Here is a 17,912-nt window from a genome sequence, read left to right as displayed (position 1 = left end):
AATCTATGAAACAGAATATTAAACGGTTACTGCTTGTATTATGCACAATAACCTGCTTCTTTGTTCTGTCCGGCTGCACGAAAAGCGAGGAAACCAGCTCAGCTGAGCTCACGGATGAGATACGGGAGACGCTCGTAAACGGAGCGGGACAGTATCTTTCAACCTTTGCCGGATACAGTGACGAGGAGCTGGACGAGCAGATTAAGAGAGCAGAAAAGACAGACAACACCGTAATTGCTACAGCGCTGTCATCCTGGAAATCTGTAAAAGAGGATCTGGGAAGCCTTGAGGTAGATGAAACAGGCGCTCCGCTGATCAGAGCAGACGAGGCAAGCGGAGAGAAAGCCCTTGAGGTAACGGCTGCAGATGAAGACACATACGAGATCGATATGACAGTCGTCTATGAGAAGCGGGATATGAATTTTGTCCTGACAGCCGAGGCGCAGGAAGACCAGTATGGCGGCAGTGTTCTCACTGTTACTGAAATGACATTTACGCCAGAGTTTACGATTGGAGAAAAGCTGGAAAAAGCGTTCTTAAATATGATTATGGGCATGGGAACGGTATTTATCGTTCTGATCTTCATCAGTTTCATTATCGGCCGTTTGAAGATTGTCAATGACTGGGAGAAAAAGAGGAAGGAGAAGGCAGCCGAGAAGACAGCGGCCCCAGCTCCAGCCCCGGTTCCGGCCCCAGCACCAGCGCCAGCAGTGGCTCCGGCTTCAGCCCCAGCTCCAGCCCCAGCCCCGGCCCCGGCAGCAGCTCCCGCTTCGATCAAAGCTGTGGCCGTTCCGGTTCAGGCGAAAGCACCGGATGTTTCAGCACCGGCAGCGTCCCAGGAGAATCTGGCAGACGATCTGGAACTTGTGGCTGTAATTACGGCAGCTATCTCAGCAGCGCAGAATGTTCCTGTTGAGGGACTGGTTGTCCGTTCTATCAGAAGAAAATCAGGCTCTAACTGGAAGAGAGCTTAGAATCAGACTGTATCAATCAGGAGGAAGAAATGATGAAAAACTATACAATCACAGTAAATGGAAATGTCTATGAGGTAACAGTAGAGGAGGGATTTACAGGCAAGGCTTCTGCACCTAAGGCAGCCGCGCCAGCTCCTGCACCAGCAGCCGCTCCGGCAGCACCGGCCCCAGCAGCGGCGCCAGCGCCAGCTCCTGCACCAGCAGCCGCTCCGGCCCCGGCCCCAGCAGCAGCGCCAGCTCCGGCAGCCGCCCCAGCAGCAGGTTCTGTCACAGTATCAGCTCCAATGCCAGGAAAGATTCTGGGAATTAAGACTTCTGTGGGAGCAGCAGTAAAGAGAGGCCAGGTAATCCTGATTCTCGAGGCCATGAAGATGGAAAACGAGATTGTGGCTCCGGAGGACGGAACAGTGGCCAGCATTAACGTAACAGTAGGCGAGATGGTAGAGCCGGGTGCAACTCTTGCAACATTAAACTAATGAATGCGAAATCCGTTTGGAGGGATTAATATGGAATATATAACATCAACATTGAATAATCTTCTTCATCAGACAGCATTCTTTAATTTAACCTTTGGAAACCTGATCATGATTCTGGTGGCATTTGTTTTTCTCTTTCTTGCCATCAAGAAGGGGTTTGAACCGCTTCTTTTAGTTCCGATTTCCTTCGGTATGCTGCTTGTAAATATCTATCCGGATATTATGATGTCGATTGAAGAATCGTCAAACGGAGTAGGAGGCCTTCTCCATTACTTCTATCTGCTTGATGAGTGGAGTATTCTGCCTTCCCTGATTTTCATGGGAGTAGGTGCTATGACAGACTTCGGTCCTCTGATAGCAAACCCGTCCAGCTTCCTTCTGGGAGCGGCGGCTCAGTTCGGTATTTATGCTGCATATTTCCTTGCAATCTTTATGGGCTTTAACGATAAGGCTGCTGCCGCGATTTCCATTATCGGAGGTGCCGACGGCCCGACCTCTATCTTCCTGGCAGGAAAGCTGGGGCAGACAGGACTGATGGGCCCCATTGCTGTTGCGGCATACTCCTATATGGCTCTTGTACCGATTATCCAGCCTCCGATTATGAAGCTTTTCACAACAGAGGAAGAAAGAAAAATAAAGATGGAGCAGCTTCGTCACGTTTCCAAGCTGGAAAAGATTCTGTTCCCGATCATCGTAACGGTGGTAGTATGCCTAATTCTTCCGACAACGGCTCCTCTTGTAGGAATGCTGATGCTCGGAAACCTGTTCAGAGAGTGCGGTGTTGTAAAGCAGCTTACAGAAACAGCTTCCAACGCCCTGATGTACATCGTGGTTATTTTTCTGGGTACCTCTGTGGGAGCAACCACAAGCGCAGAGGCATTCTTAAACAAGGAAACGATCTATATCGTAATCCTTGGCCTTGTAGCATTTGCCTTCGGTACAGCGGCAGGAGTCCTGTTCGGAAAGATTATGTGCAAGGCTACTCACGGAAAGGTCAACCCGCTGATCGGTTCAGCCGGTGTATCTGCAGTTCCCATGGCGGCCCGCGTATCTCAGAAGGTTGGAGCTGAGGCTGATCCGACGAACTTCCTGCTGATGCACGCCATGGGCCCGAACGTAGCCGGCGTAATCGGAACTGCCGTAGCCGCCGGAACCTTCATGGCAATCTTCGGAGTATAACGAAGCGAAAGTGAAAATGATTTGAGGAGGTAAAGAAATTCATGGCTAAGATAGAGAAAAAGCCGGTCAAGATTGTGGAAACTGTCCTGCGTGACGCCCACCAGTCTCTGATCGCCACTAGGATGACAACAGAGCAGATGCTTCCCATCATCGACAAGATGGATAAGGTGGGGTATCATGCAGTGGAGTGCTGGGGAGGAGCTACCTTCGACGCTTCCCTCCGTTTCCTGAAAGAAGATCCGTGGGAGAGACTGCGCAAGCTGAGAGCCGGATTTAAAAACACGAAGCTCCAGATGCTTTTCCGCGGACAGAATATTTTGGGCTACAACCACTATGCTGACGATGTGGTAGAGTACTTTGTGCAGAAGTCCATTGCAAACGGAATTGACATTATCCGTATTTTCGACTGCTTAAATGATATCAGGAACTTAAAGACAGCGGTTAAAGCAGCTAATAAGGAGAAGGGACATGCACAGGTAGCCCTTTCTTATACGCTGGGAGATGCCTATACCCTGGATTACTGGAAGAACATTGCCAAAGAGATCGAGGATATGGGAGCAGATTCTCTGTGTATCAAGGATATGGCAGGCCTTCTGACTCCTTATGCGGCAGAGGAGCTGGTAACAGCACTCAAGGAGTCTACAAAGCTTCCGATTGATCTGCACACTCACTATACATCCGGTGTGGCATCCATGACTTATTTAAAGGCAGTAGAGTCAGGATGCGACATTATTGACACAGCTATCTCACCGTTCGCTCTCGGAACCAGCCAGCCGGCTACCGAGGTGATGGTGGAAACCTTCAGCAATACTCCATATGATACAGGACTCAATAAAGAGGCCCTGGCAGAGATCGCTGATTACTTCCGCCCAATGCGTGAGGAAGCCTTAAAGAGCGGACTTATGAATACAAAGGTGCTCGGTGTGGATATCAACACGCTGCGCTATCAGGTTCCGGGAGGAATGCTGTCCAACCTGGTTTCCCAGCTTAAGGAGGCTCATGCAGAGGACAAATACTATGACGTGCTGCAGGAAATTCCGAGAGTGAGAAAGGATTTCGGAGAGCCGCCGCTTGTAACCCCGTCTTCTCAGATTGTGGGAACACAGGCTGTGTTGAATGTGCTGATGGGAGAGAGATATAAGATGTTTACAAAGGAATCCAAAAAGCTCCTGATGGGAGAATTTGGACAGACCGTAAAGCCATTTAACCCGGAGGTTCAGAAGAAAGCCATTGGCAAGGCAGAGCCGATTACCTGCCGGCCGGCAGATCTGATTGAGCCGCAGCTGAAAAAGCTGGAGTCTGAGATGTCCCAGTGGAAGACACAGGATGAGGATGTGCTGACATACGCTCTGTTCCCCCAGGTGGCAAAGGAATTCTTTGAGTACAGAGAGGCTCAGAAGACAGGCGTTGATCCGAAGGCTGCTGACCGCGCAAACAAGGCTTACCCTGTATAAGCAAAAACACAGAGAGCAAGTCAGGCACAATAGGCGTGCCGGAAGATGCCTGCAGAAAAAAGCAGGATAATTGGAGAGAAACAAAGGGCAGCATGTCTGGGGAAGAATTTTCCCGGACATGCTGTCCTTTTTCTGGGAAAAAAGTGAGAAAGATTTTATCTTCAGGCAGGAATGATTTTCCAGAAAAAGCATATATATAGTTATTGGGAGTTACCAGCGGGATTTGGATGAAACAGGCAGTATGAGCATAAAAATGGAAAATATTAAGAAAATATTACAGATTATTTCAAATATCTGATATTCTGTGAAGTTTCGTTCACACAGTTGACATATAATGGTTGTTTTCATTATAATGGATATAATGCCAAAAGATTGGCAAAGATGAACAGCTTGAGAGCAGCCTGGATACAGGCTGCCTGCCGCGCAGACGAAGCAGAGCAAAGCTCGCGACAAACAAGTGAGATACCATCAGGTGGGAGATAGACAGATGAAAAAATCAGTATACAAAAGGGGAATGGCATTTCTTCTGAGCTGTGTTCTGGCATTCGGGACTTGCCTGAGCATTCTGGAGCCGACATTTTCCCTGAGAACCTTTGCCTACGCGGAAAAACAGGGGTCAGTGATTGCCTCAAGCCTGAATGTGAGAAGCGGGGCAGGAACCGGCTACAGGACAGTTGCCAGACTGTCCAACGGTTCTTCAGTGACCGTAATCGGTGAGGAGACAGCGTCAGACGGAGTCCTCTGGTATAAGATCCGTTTTACAGGGAGCCAGGGGGCGCAGACCACAGGCTATGTGTCCAGTCAGTATATCAAACTGGCTTCCCAGAATGTGCCGGTGGACAGCAACTTTGAATCCTACATGACACAGCAGGGATTTCCGGAGAGTTATAAGCAGGGGCTTCGGGAACTGCACGCCAAGTATCCAAACTGGCGTTTTACAGCTTTTCAGACAGGACTGGACTGGAATACGGCAGTGGACGAGGAGAGCAAGATTACGAGAAATCTTGTAGCCAGAAGCAGCATTTCTTCATGGAAGTCAACGGAAACAGGAGCTTATGACTGGTCTACGGGAACATGGCCCGGCTTTGACGGGAGTTCCTGGGTAGCAGCATCCCGAGACATTATCAGCTACTATATGGATCCGAGAAATTTTCTCAATGAAACCTACATATATCAGTTTATGGATCAGGCCTATGACTCTTCCATTCATTCGAAGGAGGGCCTTGCAGATATGGTGGCCGGAACCTTTCTTGAGGGAACAGCGGCTCCGGGCGGAGCATCCGGCAGCAGAGGAAGTGACCAGAGCGGTTCCGGTTCGGGAGGCTCATCCGGCGGGCCAGGCGGAGACTCTCAAAGCTCCGGCAGCGGGACAGGCTCAGGAGGAAGTCCGGATGGGGGGGAGATTGCTCCAGGACAGACAGGAGGCCCCGGAGCGGCGGCTGAGGCATCTTTCCGGTATGCAGATGAAGAACCCGTTCTCTCTGCGGTCAGCCGTCCGGTGAACCTGGTAACCGCATATGGCCCGGGAATGGAGGGCACAAGCAGCGAAAACGGCAGTCAGGGAAATTCAGAATCCGCTACAGGCGGCTCCTCAGAGGGGCGTCCCTATGTAGATATTATCATGGACGCCGCTGCCCAGTCAGGTGTGAGCCCGTATATTATCGCCTCCATGATCCTGGTGGAGCAGGGGAAACAGGGAACGGGGCGCAGTATTTCCGGCACGGTGTCCGGCTATACGGGATATTATAATTTCTTTAATATCGAGGCATACCAGTCCGGCTCCATGAGCGCAGTGGAAAGAGGACTCTGGTGGGTATCCCAGTCTGGAAGCTACGGGCGTCCCTGGAATACCAGGGAGAAATCCATTCTGGGCGGAGCAAAATGGTATGCAGAAAATTACTTAAACCGCGGTCAGGATACCTTATACCTGAAAAAATTCAATGTGCAGGGAAGCAGTCCCTACACCCATCAGTATATGACAAATGTACAGGCAGCGGCGTCCGAGGGAGCAGAGCTTGCCAAGATTGCATCTTTGAAAAATACGGCTCTGGAATTTTCCATTCCCGTATTTAACAATATGCCTGACACAGCCTGCGCACAGCCCACCCTGGATGGAAGCCCCAACAACAAGCTTTCAGGACTGGGTGTAGACGGCTTTGCCCTCACGCCTACCTTCAGCAGAGATACAGAATCTTATGATTTGATTGTGGATCCGTCAGTTGAGAGTGTAACGGTGGAGGCATCTGCCATTGACTCCAAGGCAACTGTAAGCGGAACAGGAACCGTTGCCCTGCAAAGCGGAATCAACGATATTACCGTCTCCGTGACAGCAGAAAACGGACATGTGAGAAACTATGTTATCCATGTGGTCAGACAGAATAACGGGCCGACCTATTCCGATTCCATTGACAGCGGAGTATCTTCCGGAGGAGGAATCGGTCCTGGAGGTACTGCAGGTCCCGGCCAGGATACGAGCGTGGAGATAGTAGGACCTCCGGGAAGCTCAGGAAGTTCGGGTACTGGAAATTCCGGCTCGGAGGGAACGGGAGGACAGTCTGCAGCTCCGGGCGGAACCGGAAACGGAGCTGTGGAACCCATAGCGCCGGACGGAAGCGTGGGAAGCTTCGGCCAAGAGGAGAACAGTTCCGGGATTCAGGGGCCGGATAGCGCTGGCTCTTCCTCAGCTGCACCAGGGCAGAACGCCGGCTACCAGAACTCTGACGGCTACAGGACAGTGGCAGCCCAGACTTCGGCTGCTGCCCTGGCTTCCCAGATGCAGTCGGAGGGAGCCGGAACCATCGTAAAAGTATACAATTCCTCCGGCGCGGAAGTGACGGGGAATGTAGGCACGGGAAATCTGGTGCAGACCTACGGTTCAGACGGAGAACCGGCAGCCAGATATACGGTGGTTGTCCGGGGCGACAATACCGGGGACGGCAAACTGAATGTGCTGGATATTTTGAATGCCCAGCGTCATATTTTAGGGCTTGGCTCCCTGGCAGGAGCCTGCGAGAAGGCCTCGGACATAAATGGAAACGGGAAGATTGACATTACAGATGTCCTGGCTATGCAGAGAGATGTGCTGGGAATTGAAAAGCTGAGTTGATAAACTAGACGGGAGTAAGTATGAACAGAAGAATCAGAAATTTTGCCATATGCTTCATCGCCGCCTTCGTGATGGCGGCAGTGATGCCCTTTCAGATTTTGACGGCTTTTGCTGCGACAGCAAAGATCACTTTTAATGATCCAAAACCGGCAGTGGGGACAGAGTTTACTGTGACAGTGAAAGCTGCCACGACAGATGGAAACATGGGAGGGGCGGATATAGTTCTCTCCTATGATCCTGCTGTGATAGAATTTGTCAGCGGAAACAATGCCAACGGCGGTGCAGGGACGGTGCGCCTTGTGGGAACTATGGACTCTGCCAATACAAAGAGTTTTGATTTCAGTCTGAAATTTAAGGCTCTGCAGGCAGGAGAGACTACAATCAGCGTCAGCAGCTCTGAACTGTATGACGCGGATATGCAGGCTATGACGGTGAGTCACACAGGAAATTCTGCTGTAAAGGTTCAGGCCCCGTCTACCTATTCCAGCGAGGCCTCTCTGTCATCTTTAAAGATTTCACCTGGAACCCTTACGCCGGCCTTTTCACCGGAGGTCACCTCCTACACCGCGAGCTTGGGAGCAGAAGTGAATAAAATTGCAGTCAGTGCAGAGAGAAAGGATTCCAAGGCAAAGCTGGTGGTATCCGGGGACAGCAATCTGCAGCCGGGTAAGAATCAGGTGGTCTGCAAGGTAACAGCTGAGGACGGGAAAACGGTTAAAAATTATACGATCACTGTGACAAAGGCCGCCGCCGGCGAGAGTCAGGCTCAGACGGCCAGCGAGAGCGCAGGAGAAACAGAGGCGGCCGTAGTCGGAGAGCTGAAGGCAGAGATAGACGGAACAGAGTACAGCGTGGCTTCGTCCTTCGACCAGTCTCTGCTTCCGGCTGGCTACACAGCCTCCTCTGCTGTCTACCAGGATACGGAAATCATGGCAGGCGTGAACGGCGATTTGACAGTGATCTACCTTCAGGACGAAGGGGGAGCCGGAAGCTTCTGGTTCTACAACAGTGAGTCGGGAGAGCTTGCTCCATATGCCACGATCCACGTAAGCGAGAAGAATATAACGGTCCTTCCAATTGATGACAGCGTGGAAATACCGGAAGGATTTTCAGAGACAACGATCCAGCTGAATGGAGACTACAAGGTAGAGGGCTGGGTGTGGGCAACTGACACGGAGCAGAGATACTGTGTGGTCTACGGTATGAATGAAAACGGCGAGAAGGGCCTGTACCGTTATGATATAGGGGAGAAGACGATTCAGAGATACTTTGAGGACCCGGCAATTCAGAGTTCCTACTCGGATGAGGAAGTAGAGGCGTATATCAACGAATTCAATGAGATATATAAGCTGTACCGCCTGCGTCTGGTAATTATCGTAGCCCTGGGCGCGGTCTGCGTGATTCTGCTTGTGATGGTGATCCTGCTTCTGAAAAAGAAGGGAGGGGATCATGACGGGGAGGACAGCAGCCGCGGCAGCAGTCAGGCTCCGGGAGCTTCTTCCAGAAAAAAGGGAACAGAGGCGCCTAGACAGATACCTCCTTCAGGAAAGGGAGAAAACCAGGCTCCAAGGAGCTATGGAGACGGACGGCGGACAGCCGGGCGAGAGCAGCAGAGCGCTTCTGAAAGGCGCGAGGAAGCGGGCAGACCGGGAGAGTTCAGCCGGAATGGTAAGCGTCCTGAGCGGAGAGAGGAAGCCTGCAGGGAGATTCCCCCTTCAAGAGTTCCACGGCGTGAAGGTTCCGGAAGAGAAGCCTCGGAATCTTACAGCCAGAGAGCGAGACATGAGGAGGCAGCTTCCAGGGAAGAAAGAGGACAGCGCTCTGAGCGTAACCAGAGGACGGATATGACCAGAGAGACGTACCGCGGCCCGGAGAGAGCTGAGGAGCACAGGAGGGGCGGATATACCCGCCCGGCCCAGGAGAGAACAGCGGCCGGCAGAGACAGAATGCAGGAGAGCAGAAGAGAACAGGAGCTGGAATTTGAGGAGATCAGGCGGCGTCCTCAGTCTCAGAGGCCGTCTGCGTCCACAGAAAACGGGCGAAGAGAGGCTTATGGGAGAAATTATGGCTATCCGGAAGAGAGGGATTCTTACTCACAAAGAAGAACATCTCCCCGCCCGGACAGGAGAAACAGTCCGGACAGAAGAAACAGAGGAGACAGCCCTGATTTTGTAGATCTGGATGAATAAAGAGAAAAATGGAAAGGCGGCATAAGGTATATCACTTTATGTCGTCTTTTTGCAGAACAAAGCAGGGAAAATCCGGACAGAACGCGGATTGCCCTCTGAAACGCAATCATCAGCCGGAAAAGTTTGTCTTGACGGCTTGGACCGTATTGTTATATACTAAGTATAACAGATATAACGAAAGATGGTGGGCCTATGATATTGGAAATTGATTTTAACAGTGATGAAGCTCTCTATATCCAGCTGAGAAATCAGATCATTGTAGGAATTGCCACAGATCGGCTCAGGGAAGGGGATTCTCTTCCGTCTGTCCGGCAGCTGGCTGACAACATCGGCATTAACATGCATACAGTCAATAAGGCATATTCTGTATTAAAGCAGGAAGGTCTTGTGAAGCTGGATCGCAGAAGAGGAGCCGTTATCTGTCTGGATGCCGACAAGATGCGGGCCATTGATGAGATGAGAAGGGATCTGGGCGTAGTTCTGGCCAGAGGCTGCTGCAAGCATATCAGCAGGGCTGAGGTGCATGAGCTGGTGGATTCCATTTTCGATGCCTTTTCCGGAGACGGAAAAGGCTATTAGGGCTCTTCTTTTGTCTGTGCTTACCATAAGGCTGCGACAGAAAACCCCATGGAGGATAAGATATGTTGTGTGAGAGATGTAAAATCCGCGAGGCAAATATTAAATATACAGAGGTGATAAACGGCGTGAAGACAGAGCACAATCTCTGTGCCCAGTGCGCCAAGGAGCTGGACTTTGGCCAGTATTCGGCGATTTTTGACGGGGATTTTCCTCTGGGAAAGCTCCTGTCAGGCCTTCTGGGGCTGGAAAATGCCTCTCCGGAGGAGGAGAATATTCAGGAGATCGCCTGCCCGACCTGCGGGACTACTTACGAGGCGTTTGTGGAAAACAGCCGTTTCGGGTGCCCGGACTGCTACCGGGTATTTGACCTTCTTATCGGAGAAAAAATAAAGAAGCTCCAGGGAAATGACTGCCACACAGGGAAAAAACCCAGGTTTCAGATAGAGGAGAAGGAAACCCATGTGGAAAAGGACGGAGAGATGAGGCTGTCCAGGGAGGAGGAGATTCGGGAGCTGGAGAGAAAGCTGAAGGAGGCTCTCCGGTGTGAGGAATATGAGACGGCTGCCCGGTGCAGGGATCGGATCAGGGCATTGAAGGAGGGCGGCGAAGATGAGTAAGTGGTACGAGGAAGCAAGGAGTGCGTCCCGCGGGATTATCGCCAGCCGCGTCAGGCTTGCGAGAAACTGGGAGGAGTACAGATTCTCCGGAAGTCTGTCCGACGATGAGGCAGAGCTGATGCTTGAAAGGCTGAAAAAGGAGCTGAGAGGCCTCCCTGACACAGACGGGCGCGACTATGAGTATCTGGATTTAAGAAGGCTTTCAGAACTTGACCGGATGGCGTTAAAGGAGAGGCGGCTGATCAACAGAAGCATGATGGAGAAAAAGACTCCCGGAGGCCTTATTGTGTCTGAGGATGAGAGGGTCAGCCTGATGCTGAACGGGGATGACCATATCAGGATACAGGTTATGGGACAGGGCATGTCTCTGCGGGAGTGCTATGAGAGGGCAGACTGCCTGGACGACTATATCAATGAGAAGATTCCCTATGCCTTCAGTGAGAAATACGGCTATCTGACTACCTATCCCACCAATGTGGGAACCGGGATGAAGGCGTCTGTTATTGTCCATCTTCCAACGCTCTCTATCAGCAAAAAGTTTCAGGATCTTCTGGGAGACATGGGGCGGTTCGGAGCCGCTGTCCGTGGCGTCTATGGGCGTCCCGGAGAGAACCCCGGCGATCTCTACGAGGTGACAAACCAGAAAACTCTGGGGCTTTCAGAGAAAGAGATTTTGGAGCTGGTGGAAAATGTGGCTGTCCAGCTCACGGATCAGGAGAACCAGGTGAGGAAGCTGTCGCTGGAAAAGCACCGGCTGATGAGGGAAGACGAGGCATATAAATCCTACGGCGTGCTCCGGTATGCCAGAAGAATGGCAGAGAAAGATGGCCTGACCTTCCTCTCCCATTTGATGGCAGGGATGGCAGACGGGATAGTCAGAATGAAGGAGCCCTGCTCTGTCTACGGATTGATGTTAGAGATCCGGAATGCAAATCTTCAGAAAAATTCCAGCCGTCCCCTCGACAAGGAGGAGCTGGAAGTGGCGAGAGCGGCCTATATCCGCTCACATCTGCCCCAGATAGAAGTATAGAGAGACGGAAATCAACTGAAACATTACAGGAGGAATTATATTTTATGATAGATCGCTTTACAGAAAAGGCCAGGGAGGCAATTCGCCTGGCAGTGGAGACAGCGGGAGAGCTGGAACACGGCTATGTGGGAACAGAGCACCTGCTTCTTGGTCTGCTCCGGGAGGGCACAGGAGTGGCTTCCATGATTCTGGAGCACTATGGTGTGACGGAGGAGAAGGTTCTCGCCCTGATGGAGCGGCTGATCTCGCCGGCAGCTCCAACCAGGCTGAAGGGGGAGCTGGAATATACGCCAGGGGCAAGGAGGACGCTGGAGGCAAGCTACGAAGAGGCAGTTCTCTTTAAGGCACCGCTTATCGGCACGGAGCATATCCTGATTGCCATGATTAAAAATGGAAAGTGCACGGCTGCCAGGCTCTTAAATACCATGAATGTCAATATCCAGAAGCTGTATGTAGATCTGCTTTCCGCTATGGGAGACGACGCCCCGGCAGGAAAAGAAGAGCTGGCAGGAAAGGCGAAAAGAGAGAAGGGGGATACTCCGAATCTGGATCATTTCAGCAGAGATCTGACCCAGATGGCCAGGGAAGGCAGGCTTGATCCGGTGATCGGCCGTGAGACAGAGATGCGGCGTGTAGTCCAGATCCTGAGCAGGCGCACGAAGAACAATCCCTGCCTGATCGGTGAGCCGGGAGTGGGAAAGACGGCAGTGGTAGAGGGGCTTGCCCAGCTGATCGTGAGCGGGGATGTGCCGGAAACCATCGCCGGAAAGCGGGTAGTGAGTCTTGATCTGTCAGGGATGGTGGCTGGAAGCAAGTACAGAGGAGAGTTTGAGGAGAGAATTAAAAAGGTGCTTTCCGAAATCAGGGAAGATGGGAACATCCTGCTCTTTATCGACGAGATCCACACGATCATCGGTGCCGGAGGGGCGGAAGGCGCTATAGATGCCTCCAACATTCTGAAGCCCTCCCTGGCAAGAGGAGAGCTGCAGCTCATCGGCGCCACAACTGTGGAGGAGTACCGTAAGTATATTGAAAAGGATGCCGCTCTTGAGAGAAGGTTCCAGCCGGTTATGGTGGAGGAGCCCACCGAGGAGGAGTCCTTTGCGATTCTGAGAGGGCTGCGCGGCCACTATGAGGAGCATCACAAGGTGGAGATCACAGATGAAGCCCTCAGAGCCGCTGTCAGGCTGGCCGCCAGGTATATCAATGACAGATTCCTCCCGGACAAGGCGATCGATCTGATCGACGAGGCAGCCTCCAAGATCCGGCTGACTGTTTACACAGAACCGGAGGAGATTAAAAATCTGGAGGAAGAAGTCAAAAAGCTGGAGGATGAGAAGGAAAACGCTATTCGGGAGGAGGCCTACGAGAAGGCAGGGGAGATAAAGAAGGAGCAGAGCAGCAAGCTGGAACAGATTGAGAAGCTCCGAGAAAAATGGCAGGAGGAAAAGAGCCAGAGAAAGCTGGTTGTGGGAGAAAATGAGATAGCCGATGTGGTTTCTGAGTGGACAAAAATCCCTGTCAGAAAGCTGTCTGAGGGCGAGTCAGAAAGGCTTCTGAAACTGGAGTCTGTGCTTCACGAGCGCGTGGTAGGCCAGGAGGAGGCAGTGGCAGCCGTGGCCAAGGCTATCCGAAGAGGCAGAGTGGGACTCAAGGATCCAAAGAGGCCTATTGGCTCCTTCCTGTTTCTCGGGCCTACTGGAGTGGGAAAGACAGAGCTGTCCAAGGCGCTGTGCGAGGCTATGTTTGGAACAGAGCATGCCATGATCCGCGTGGACATGTCGGAGTACATGGAAAAGCACAGTGTATCCAGGATGATCGGCTCTCCGCCAGGCTATGTCGGCTACGATGAGGGCGGGCAGCTCAGTGAAAAGGTGAGGAGAAATCCTTACTCTGTGATCCTCTTTGATGAGATTGAAAAGGCACACCCGGATGTATTCAATATTCTTCTGCAGATACTCGACGACGGTCACATCACCGACGCCCAGGGCAGGAAAATTGACTTTAAGAATACGATTCTCATTATGACCTCCAATGCAGGGGCGCAGAATATTATTTCTCCGAAGCGGCTGGGCTTTGCGTCGGAAAATGACGAGAAGGCCAATTATGAATTTATGAAGGAGCGGGTGATGGAGGAGGTAAAGCGCCTGTTTAAGCCGGAGTTTTTAAACAGGATCGATGACATTACCGTATTCCATCCGCTCAGCAGAGAAAATATCAGGGCTATCGCCGCAATTATGGTGGCCTCCATCGCCAAGAGAACGAAGGAGCAGATGAACATTGCTCTTACAGTGGACAGCAGTGCCAGAGATTACCTGGCCGAAAAGGGATATGACGAGAAGTACGGCGCAAGGCCTCTCAGGAGGACGATTCAGACCCTGATTGAAGACAGGCTGTCCGAGGAAATTCTCTCAGGTACTTTTAAGAGCGGGGATGAGGTGACGGTGAAGAAGGGGAAAGACGGACTCATTTTTTCCCAAAAGTCTCGGACGGGCAGAAAAGGACGGACACCGGCCGCAGAGAAGAAGGCTGAACAGCTGCAGCAGATATCTGAGTCTAATTAGCACTTACAGAAGTAATTGGGAAAATTGGGGAAACCACTGCTGAAAAATAAAAGATAGCGCCATTTATATCTAAGCCGATTTCCGGAATAGCAGAGATACAAATGAGCGGGGAACGCAAAGGACGGTAAAATTAATGAAACGATATCACCTATTAAGACAACTTAAAAAGTCTGGGGCACTTTTTCTGGCGGCGGTTCTGACTCTTCAGAACGGATTTGGCGCGTGGGGAGCGGCGCCCTATGGAGAAACAGAGACAGCGGGGCTTTCCAGCCAAAACAGCTCCTTTGTCAGTTTTCCCAGCCGTTTTGAGGATGTAATGCCGGAAGGGTATAAGGAGCAATATTATATTTTTTCCCTGGACAGCAAATGCGACCTGACGATTTCGGTAACCTTTGAGGACAGCTCCAGCCCATACGGTGCGGAGCTTTTGGACAGCTCTCTGTCCAGGCTGGGCATTTCCGAGAGAAAGAACGGCCAGCGGCTTGTCCGAAAAGAAGTGCGGGCCGGAACGTATTTTCTTCGGGTATTCTCAATGGGAGAACAGGAAGAGCCCCAGCCTTTTACGGTTTCCATTCAAAAAATGGATCTGTCCGCTTCCACGGTAAAAAAGACGGATTTTTCGGATCTGCACATGGTGGCTGCCCTGCAGGGTTCGGACTCGCCTTACCAGATGAATGGAAGAAGCCCCTACTACACTTCGGTCCCTAACCCCGATACAGGTCAGATCGTTTGGGAGAAACTGGAGAATCCCAGTTATTCAGGAAGAGGAGTAAACAGCGGAGGAACTTATCCAATGCCTCAGAGCTATTATTCCTCCTGGCTGGGGCCGGTGGAGGAGAGTGCTCTGCCAATGGATAGTATTCGGGATTTGGAGGGCTCGGAAACTTATGAAGAGTATGATAAGTATCTCCAGGAGGAGGGGATTGTCTATGAAAGCGGGCATGAACCGGCGATCCATGTGCAGAATGGAATTGCCCTTCCGAAGCGGTACCGGTTTATCAATGGAGACGGAAGCGAAGAGGAAAATCCCGGGTGGGAGGAGCATTTAAAAAATGCCATTATGACTTATGGAGGCGTGACAGCTGGAATATACTGGGGTTCGCTGGCCTGTGAAAAACCGGAAAACTACTATTTTAACGGATGGGAGTATTACCTGCTAAGATACGACAACGGGAATCCGGTCTACACTCTGGCCAACGATTTTGACCGGGGAAATATAGCTATGGTGAATCACGAGGTAGTGATCGTAGGATGGGATGACAATTATTCAAAAGATAATTTCCGCTATGTGATCGACCGGGATGTGGAGCTGCTTCCGGATGCAACAGCCAGCAATGCGCTGAAAGCTCTGCCTGAGTCCGAGCCTGAGCCTTCTGCCAAAAAGGCACGGGTTCAGAAAGCCACAGATTCCAATGCAGACATGGAAATTCCGGAGCACGAGGATGACGACGATGACCGCCGCCCTCAGAAAGCTACGGATTCCGACGCGGATTATGAAGAGCCTGAGCAGAGGCCGAAAGCCGCCGAAGAGGAAGAGCTGGAAGAATGGCTGAATTCTATGCTCCCAGAGGAGGACGGAGCATGGATAGTCCGGAATTCCTGGGGAGACAGTGCCGGGGAGGACGGCTACTACTATGTGTCCTACTGCGACAGAAGGCTTGTTTCCACCGATAATGCCTGGGCATATGAGGCTACGGAGACGGCAGACAATTACAATAAAATGTATCAGCTTACAAGTCTTCCGTATAACGCAGAGTTAATTTGGACCACCACTGCAAATCAGCTGATGACCTCAACGGTTTTTACTGCGGAGGAAGACGCAGCCGATGTTCTTAAGGCAGTTTCTTTTGATCTCCTGAACAATAATGTTCACTATGAGATTGCCGTCAATCGGGGAGATGACGTCGGCAAAGGATGGAACGAAGAAAATGTTTACGCCTCCGGCTCCAAGATGTATGCCGGATATTATACCGTACGCCTGGATAAGACCATCCTGCTGCAGCCGGGAGAGCCATTTGAGATTATTCTGAAAATAGAAAACGACGGCAGTGAAACCCTGGCTGTGCCAATGGTAATGAACAATAGCGGAATTGCAAATATTCCAAAGCAGGAGAGGATTTGCTTTCTGTATGATCCGGCTGAAGGGGAAGACTGGATTGACATGGGAAATGGGTTCATGGAGGGTAATGGATCAAACAACTACTACGCATATTTTTCCATGAAGGCCCTGTGCAACGATGCGTCTTTGGAGGAAGGAAAAACGGAGCAGATTTCAGAACTTGAGATAGACCCGGATGTCTATTATCCTATGACAGAGCATACTTCTGAAGAAAATGAAACAGAGGGAGAAGTGCTTTTAGGCCAAGATGAGGAAACCTGTTATGTCTATGAAGGACATATTCTTCAGACACAGGAGAAACCCTCCTTGCGGGAGACTGGACAGGCCGGAGAACTGGACATCATGCTTCCAGAGTCATTTGACCTGCGGGATGCCGGTGTCCTGACACCAGTCAGAGATCAGAGGTTTACAAATACCTGCTGGGCCTTCGGCTCAACAGCTGCAGTGGAATCCAGCTATCTTCTGAATGGAAGCAACCTGTATGATTTTAATTATTCTTCTGCAGTCAGCCTTGATACACAGCTTCCCATCACAGAGGAGGGCACTGTGCTCTATTATTTCGATCAGAATGACGAGGGCACGATGGATGATGCAAGATTCTGCCCCAGCCTTCTCTCCTGGGATAACGGTCCCGTAGAGGACGAAAACGATAAGCTGAAGTGGGAGTTTTCCGGTGACCTTTCCGCCGTGGATTTTTCAGAGCTTGACGTGGAAACAGACGGTACCCGGATGACAGAGAGCGGCCAGGAAGTTCTGCTGTTTACTCCTAAAGCGAGCGGAACTCTTACAGTAAAAGTCAGCTCCGCCAGTGATCCCACCAAGACAGCTGCCTGCCAGGTAGTGCTGGTGGAGGAAAATCAGGTGGATCGAATTCAGATCTTCCCGGAAACCATGAGGCTCAGGGTGGGAAGCACCCAGACTCTTCAGGTTTCCATAGAAGGCGGCGATACGGAGACTGTCCCGGTATTTTCCTCAGACAATCCGGGCATCGCTTCAGTGGATGATAAGGGAACAGTCATCGGTCTGCGCAGAGGAACCACAGTGATCCGCGCCCGCGCCGGCGGAAAAGAGGCGTCATGCACCGTGGAGGTCTGGGATTCCCGGGGCAGCTCAGACAGAGGCTCTGAAAGCAGACAATCCGGAAGAAGCCAAGACAGCAGCGCTGTAGTAGGGACCTGGACGATGGCTGAGGATGGCTCCTGGAGCTTTTCCTCAGGGGAGACTGTGTATCGCGACAGCTGGGGATACCTTCACAATCCATACGCAAACCAGGGAAATGGAGAGTCAGGCTGGTTCAGGTTCGATTCGGAGGGTAAGATGGTCGTCGGATGGTATCAGGATCTGGATGGACGCTGGTATTACCTGAATCCGGTATCAGACGGAAGCTTAGGAAAAATGCTTACCGGCTGGCAGTGGATCCCGGATGCCTCGGGGCGGGAATACTGCTACTACTTTTATCCTGATTCCGGCTCACCCATGGGTTCTATGGCAGCAGGTTTGACGACACCGGACGGATACTCGGTCAATGAACAGGGCCGCTGGTGCGTGGACGGAGAGGAACAGACCAGGTGAGCATGATACCGGCTGAACGCGGTACCGGCAGGCCGGGCGCAGGCAGCACAGTT

11 protein-coding genes are annotated in these 17,912 nt (G+C 51.5%); all 11 read left to right on the top strand.

Annotation, left to right across the window (positions count from 1 at the left end; translation table 11 throughout):
* Window positions 1-5: 5 nt before the first annotated feature.
* The 11 genes from LK436_RS12220 to LK436_RS12170 all read left to right on the top strand — a co-directional run bounded on the left by LK436_RS12220 (window position 6) and on the right by LK436_RS12170 (window position 17,859).
* Window positions 6-974, top strand: coding sequence for an OadG family protein (locus tag LK436_RS12220; protein WP_008396027.1), 969 nt, complete (start codon window positions 6-8; stop codon window positions 972-974).
* 32 nt (window positions 975-1,006) lie between these two features.
* The gene (locus LK436_RS12215) at window positions 1,007-1,450 is read left to right on the top strand and encodes a biotin/lipoyl-containing protein (RefSeq protein WP_044930681.1); all 444 of its coding nucleotides are present in this window, start codon (window positions 1,007-1,009) and stop codon (window positions 1,448-1,450) included.
* A 30-nt stretch (window positions 1,451-1,480) separates the two neighbouring features.
* Window positions 1,481-2,629, top strand: a complete 1,149-nt coding sequence (locus LK436_RS12210; RefSeq protein WP_015574005.1) for a sodium ion-translocating decarboxylase subunit beta — start codon at window positions 1,481-1,483, stop codon at window positions 2,627-2,629.
* A gap of 41 nt (window positions 2,630-2,670) precedes the next feature.
* Entirely contained in the window at window positions 2,671-4,083 is a 1,413-nt protein-coding gene (locus LK436_RS12205; protein ID WP_008396024.1) for an oxaloacetate decarboxylase subunit alpha, read from the top strand.
* Between the two features lie 487 nt (window positions 4,084-4,570).
* Window positions 4,571-7,189, top strand: coding sequence for an SH3 domain-containing protein (locus LK436_RS12200; RefSeq protein ID WP_008396009.1), 2,619 nt, complete (start codon window positions 4,571-4,573; stop codon window positions 7,187-7,189).
* 20 nt (window positions 7,190-7,209) lie between these two features.
* Window positions 7,210-9,378, top strand: coding sequence for a cadherin-like beta sandwich domain-containing protein (locus LK436_RS12195; protein WP_008396008.1), 2,169 nt, complete (start codon window positions 7,210-7,212; stop codon window positions 9,376-9,378).
* 192 nt (window positions 9,379-9,570) lie between these two features.
* Entirely contained in the window at window positions 9,571-9,957 is a 387-nt protein-coding gene (locus LK436_RS12190; RefSeq protein ID WP_008396007.1) for a GntR family transcriptional regulator, read from the top strand.
* 62 nt (window positions 9,958-10,019) lie between these two features.
* Window positions 10,020-10,574, top strand: coding sequence for a UvrB/UvrC motif-containing protein (locus tag LK436_RS12185; RefSeq protein WP_008396005.1), 555 nt, complete (start codon window positions 10,020-10,022; stop codon window positions 10,572-10,574).
* The gene (locus LK436_RS12180; protein ID WP_008396004.1) at window positions 10,567-11,604 is read left to right on the top strand and encodes an ATP--guanido phosphotransferase; all 1,038 of its coding nucleotides are present in this window, start codon (window positions 10,567-10,569) and stop codon (window positions 11,602-11,604) included. The genes LK436_RS12185 and LK436_RS12180 overlap by 8 nt, the downstream gene beginning before the upstream one ends.
* Before the next feature lie 44 nt (window positions 11,605-11,648).
* Window positions 11,649-14,168: an ATP-dependent Clp protease ATP-binding subunit gene (locus LK436_RS12175; protein WP_008396003.1), complete on the top strand. Its 2,520-nt coding sequence runs from the start codon at window positions 11,649-11,651 to the stop codon at window positions 14,166-14,168.
* A gap of 133 nt (window positions 14,169-14,301) precedes the next feature.
* Window positions 14,302-17,859: a lectin like domain-containing protein gene (locus tag LK436_RS12170; protein ID WP_008396002.1), complete on the top strand. Its 3,558-nt coding sequence runs from the start codon at window positions 14,302-14,304 to the stop codon at window positions 17,857-17,859.
* Window positions 17,860-17,912 lie beyond the last annotated feature (53 nt).

The sequence above is a fragment of the Clostridium sp. M62/1 genome (assembly GCF_020736365.1).
In the GTDB taxonomy this organism is placed as follows: domain Bacteria; phylum Bacillota; class Clostridia; order Lachnospirales; family Lachnospiraceae; genus Otoolea; species Otoolea saccharolyticum_A.
This window is presented reverse-complemented; position numbering and strand designations above follow the sequence as displayed.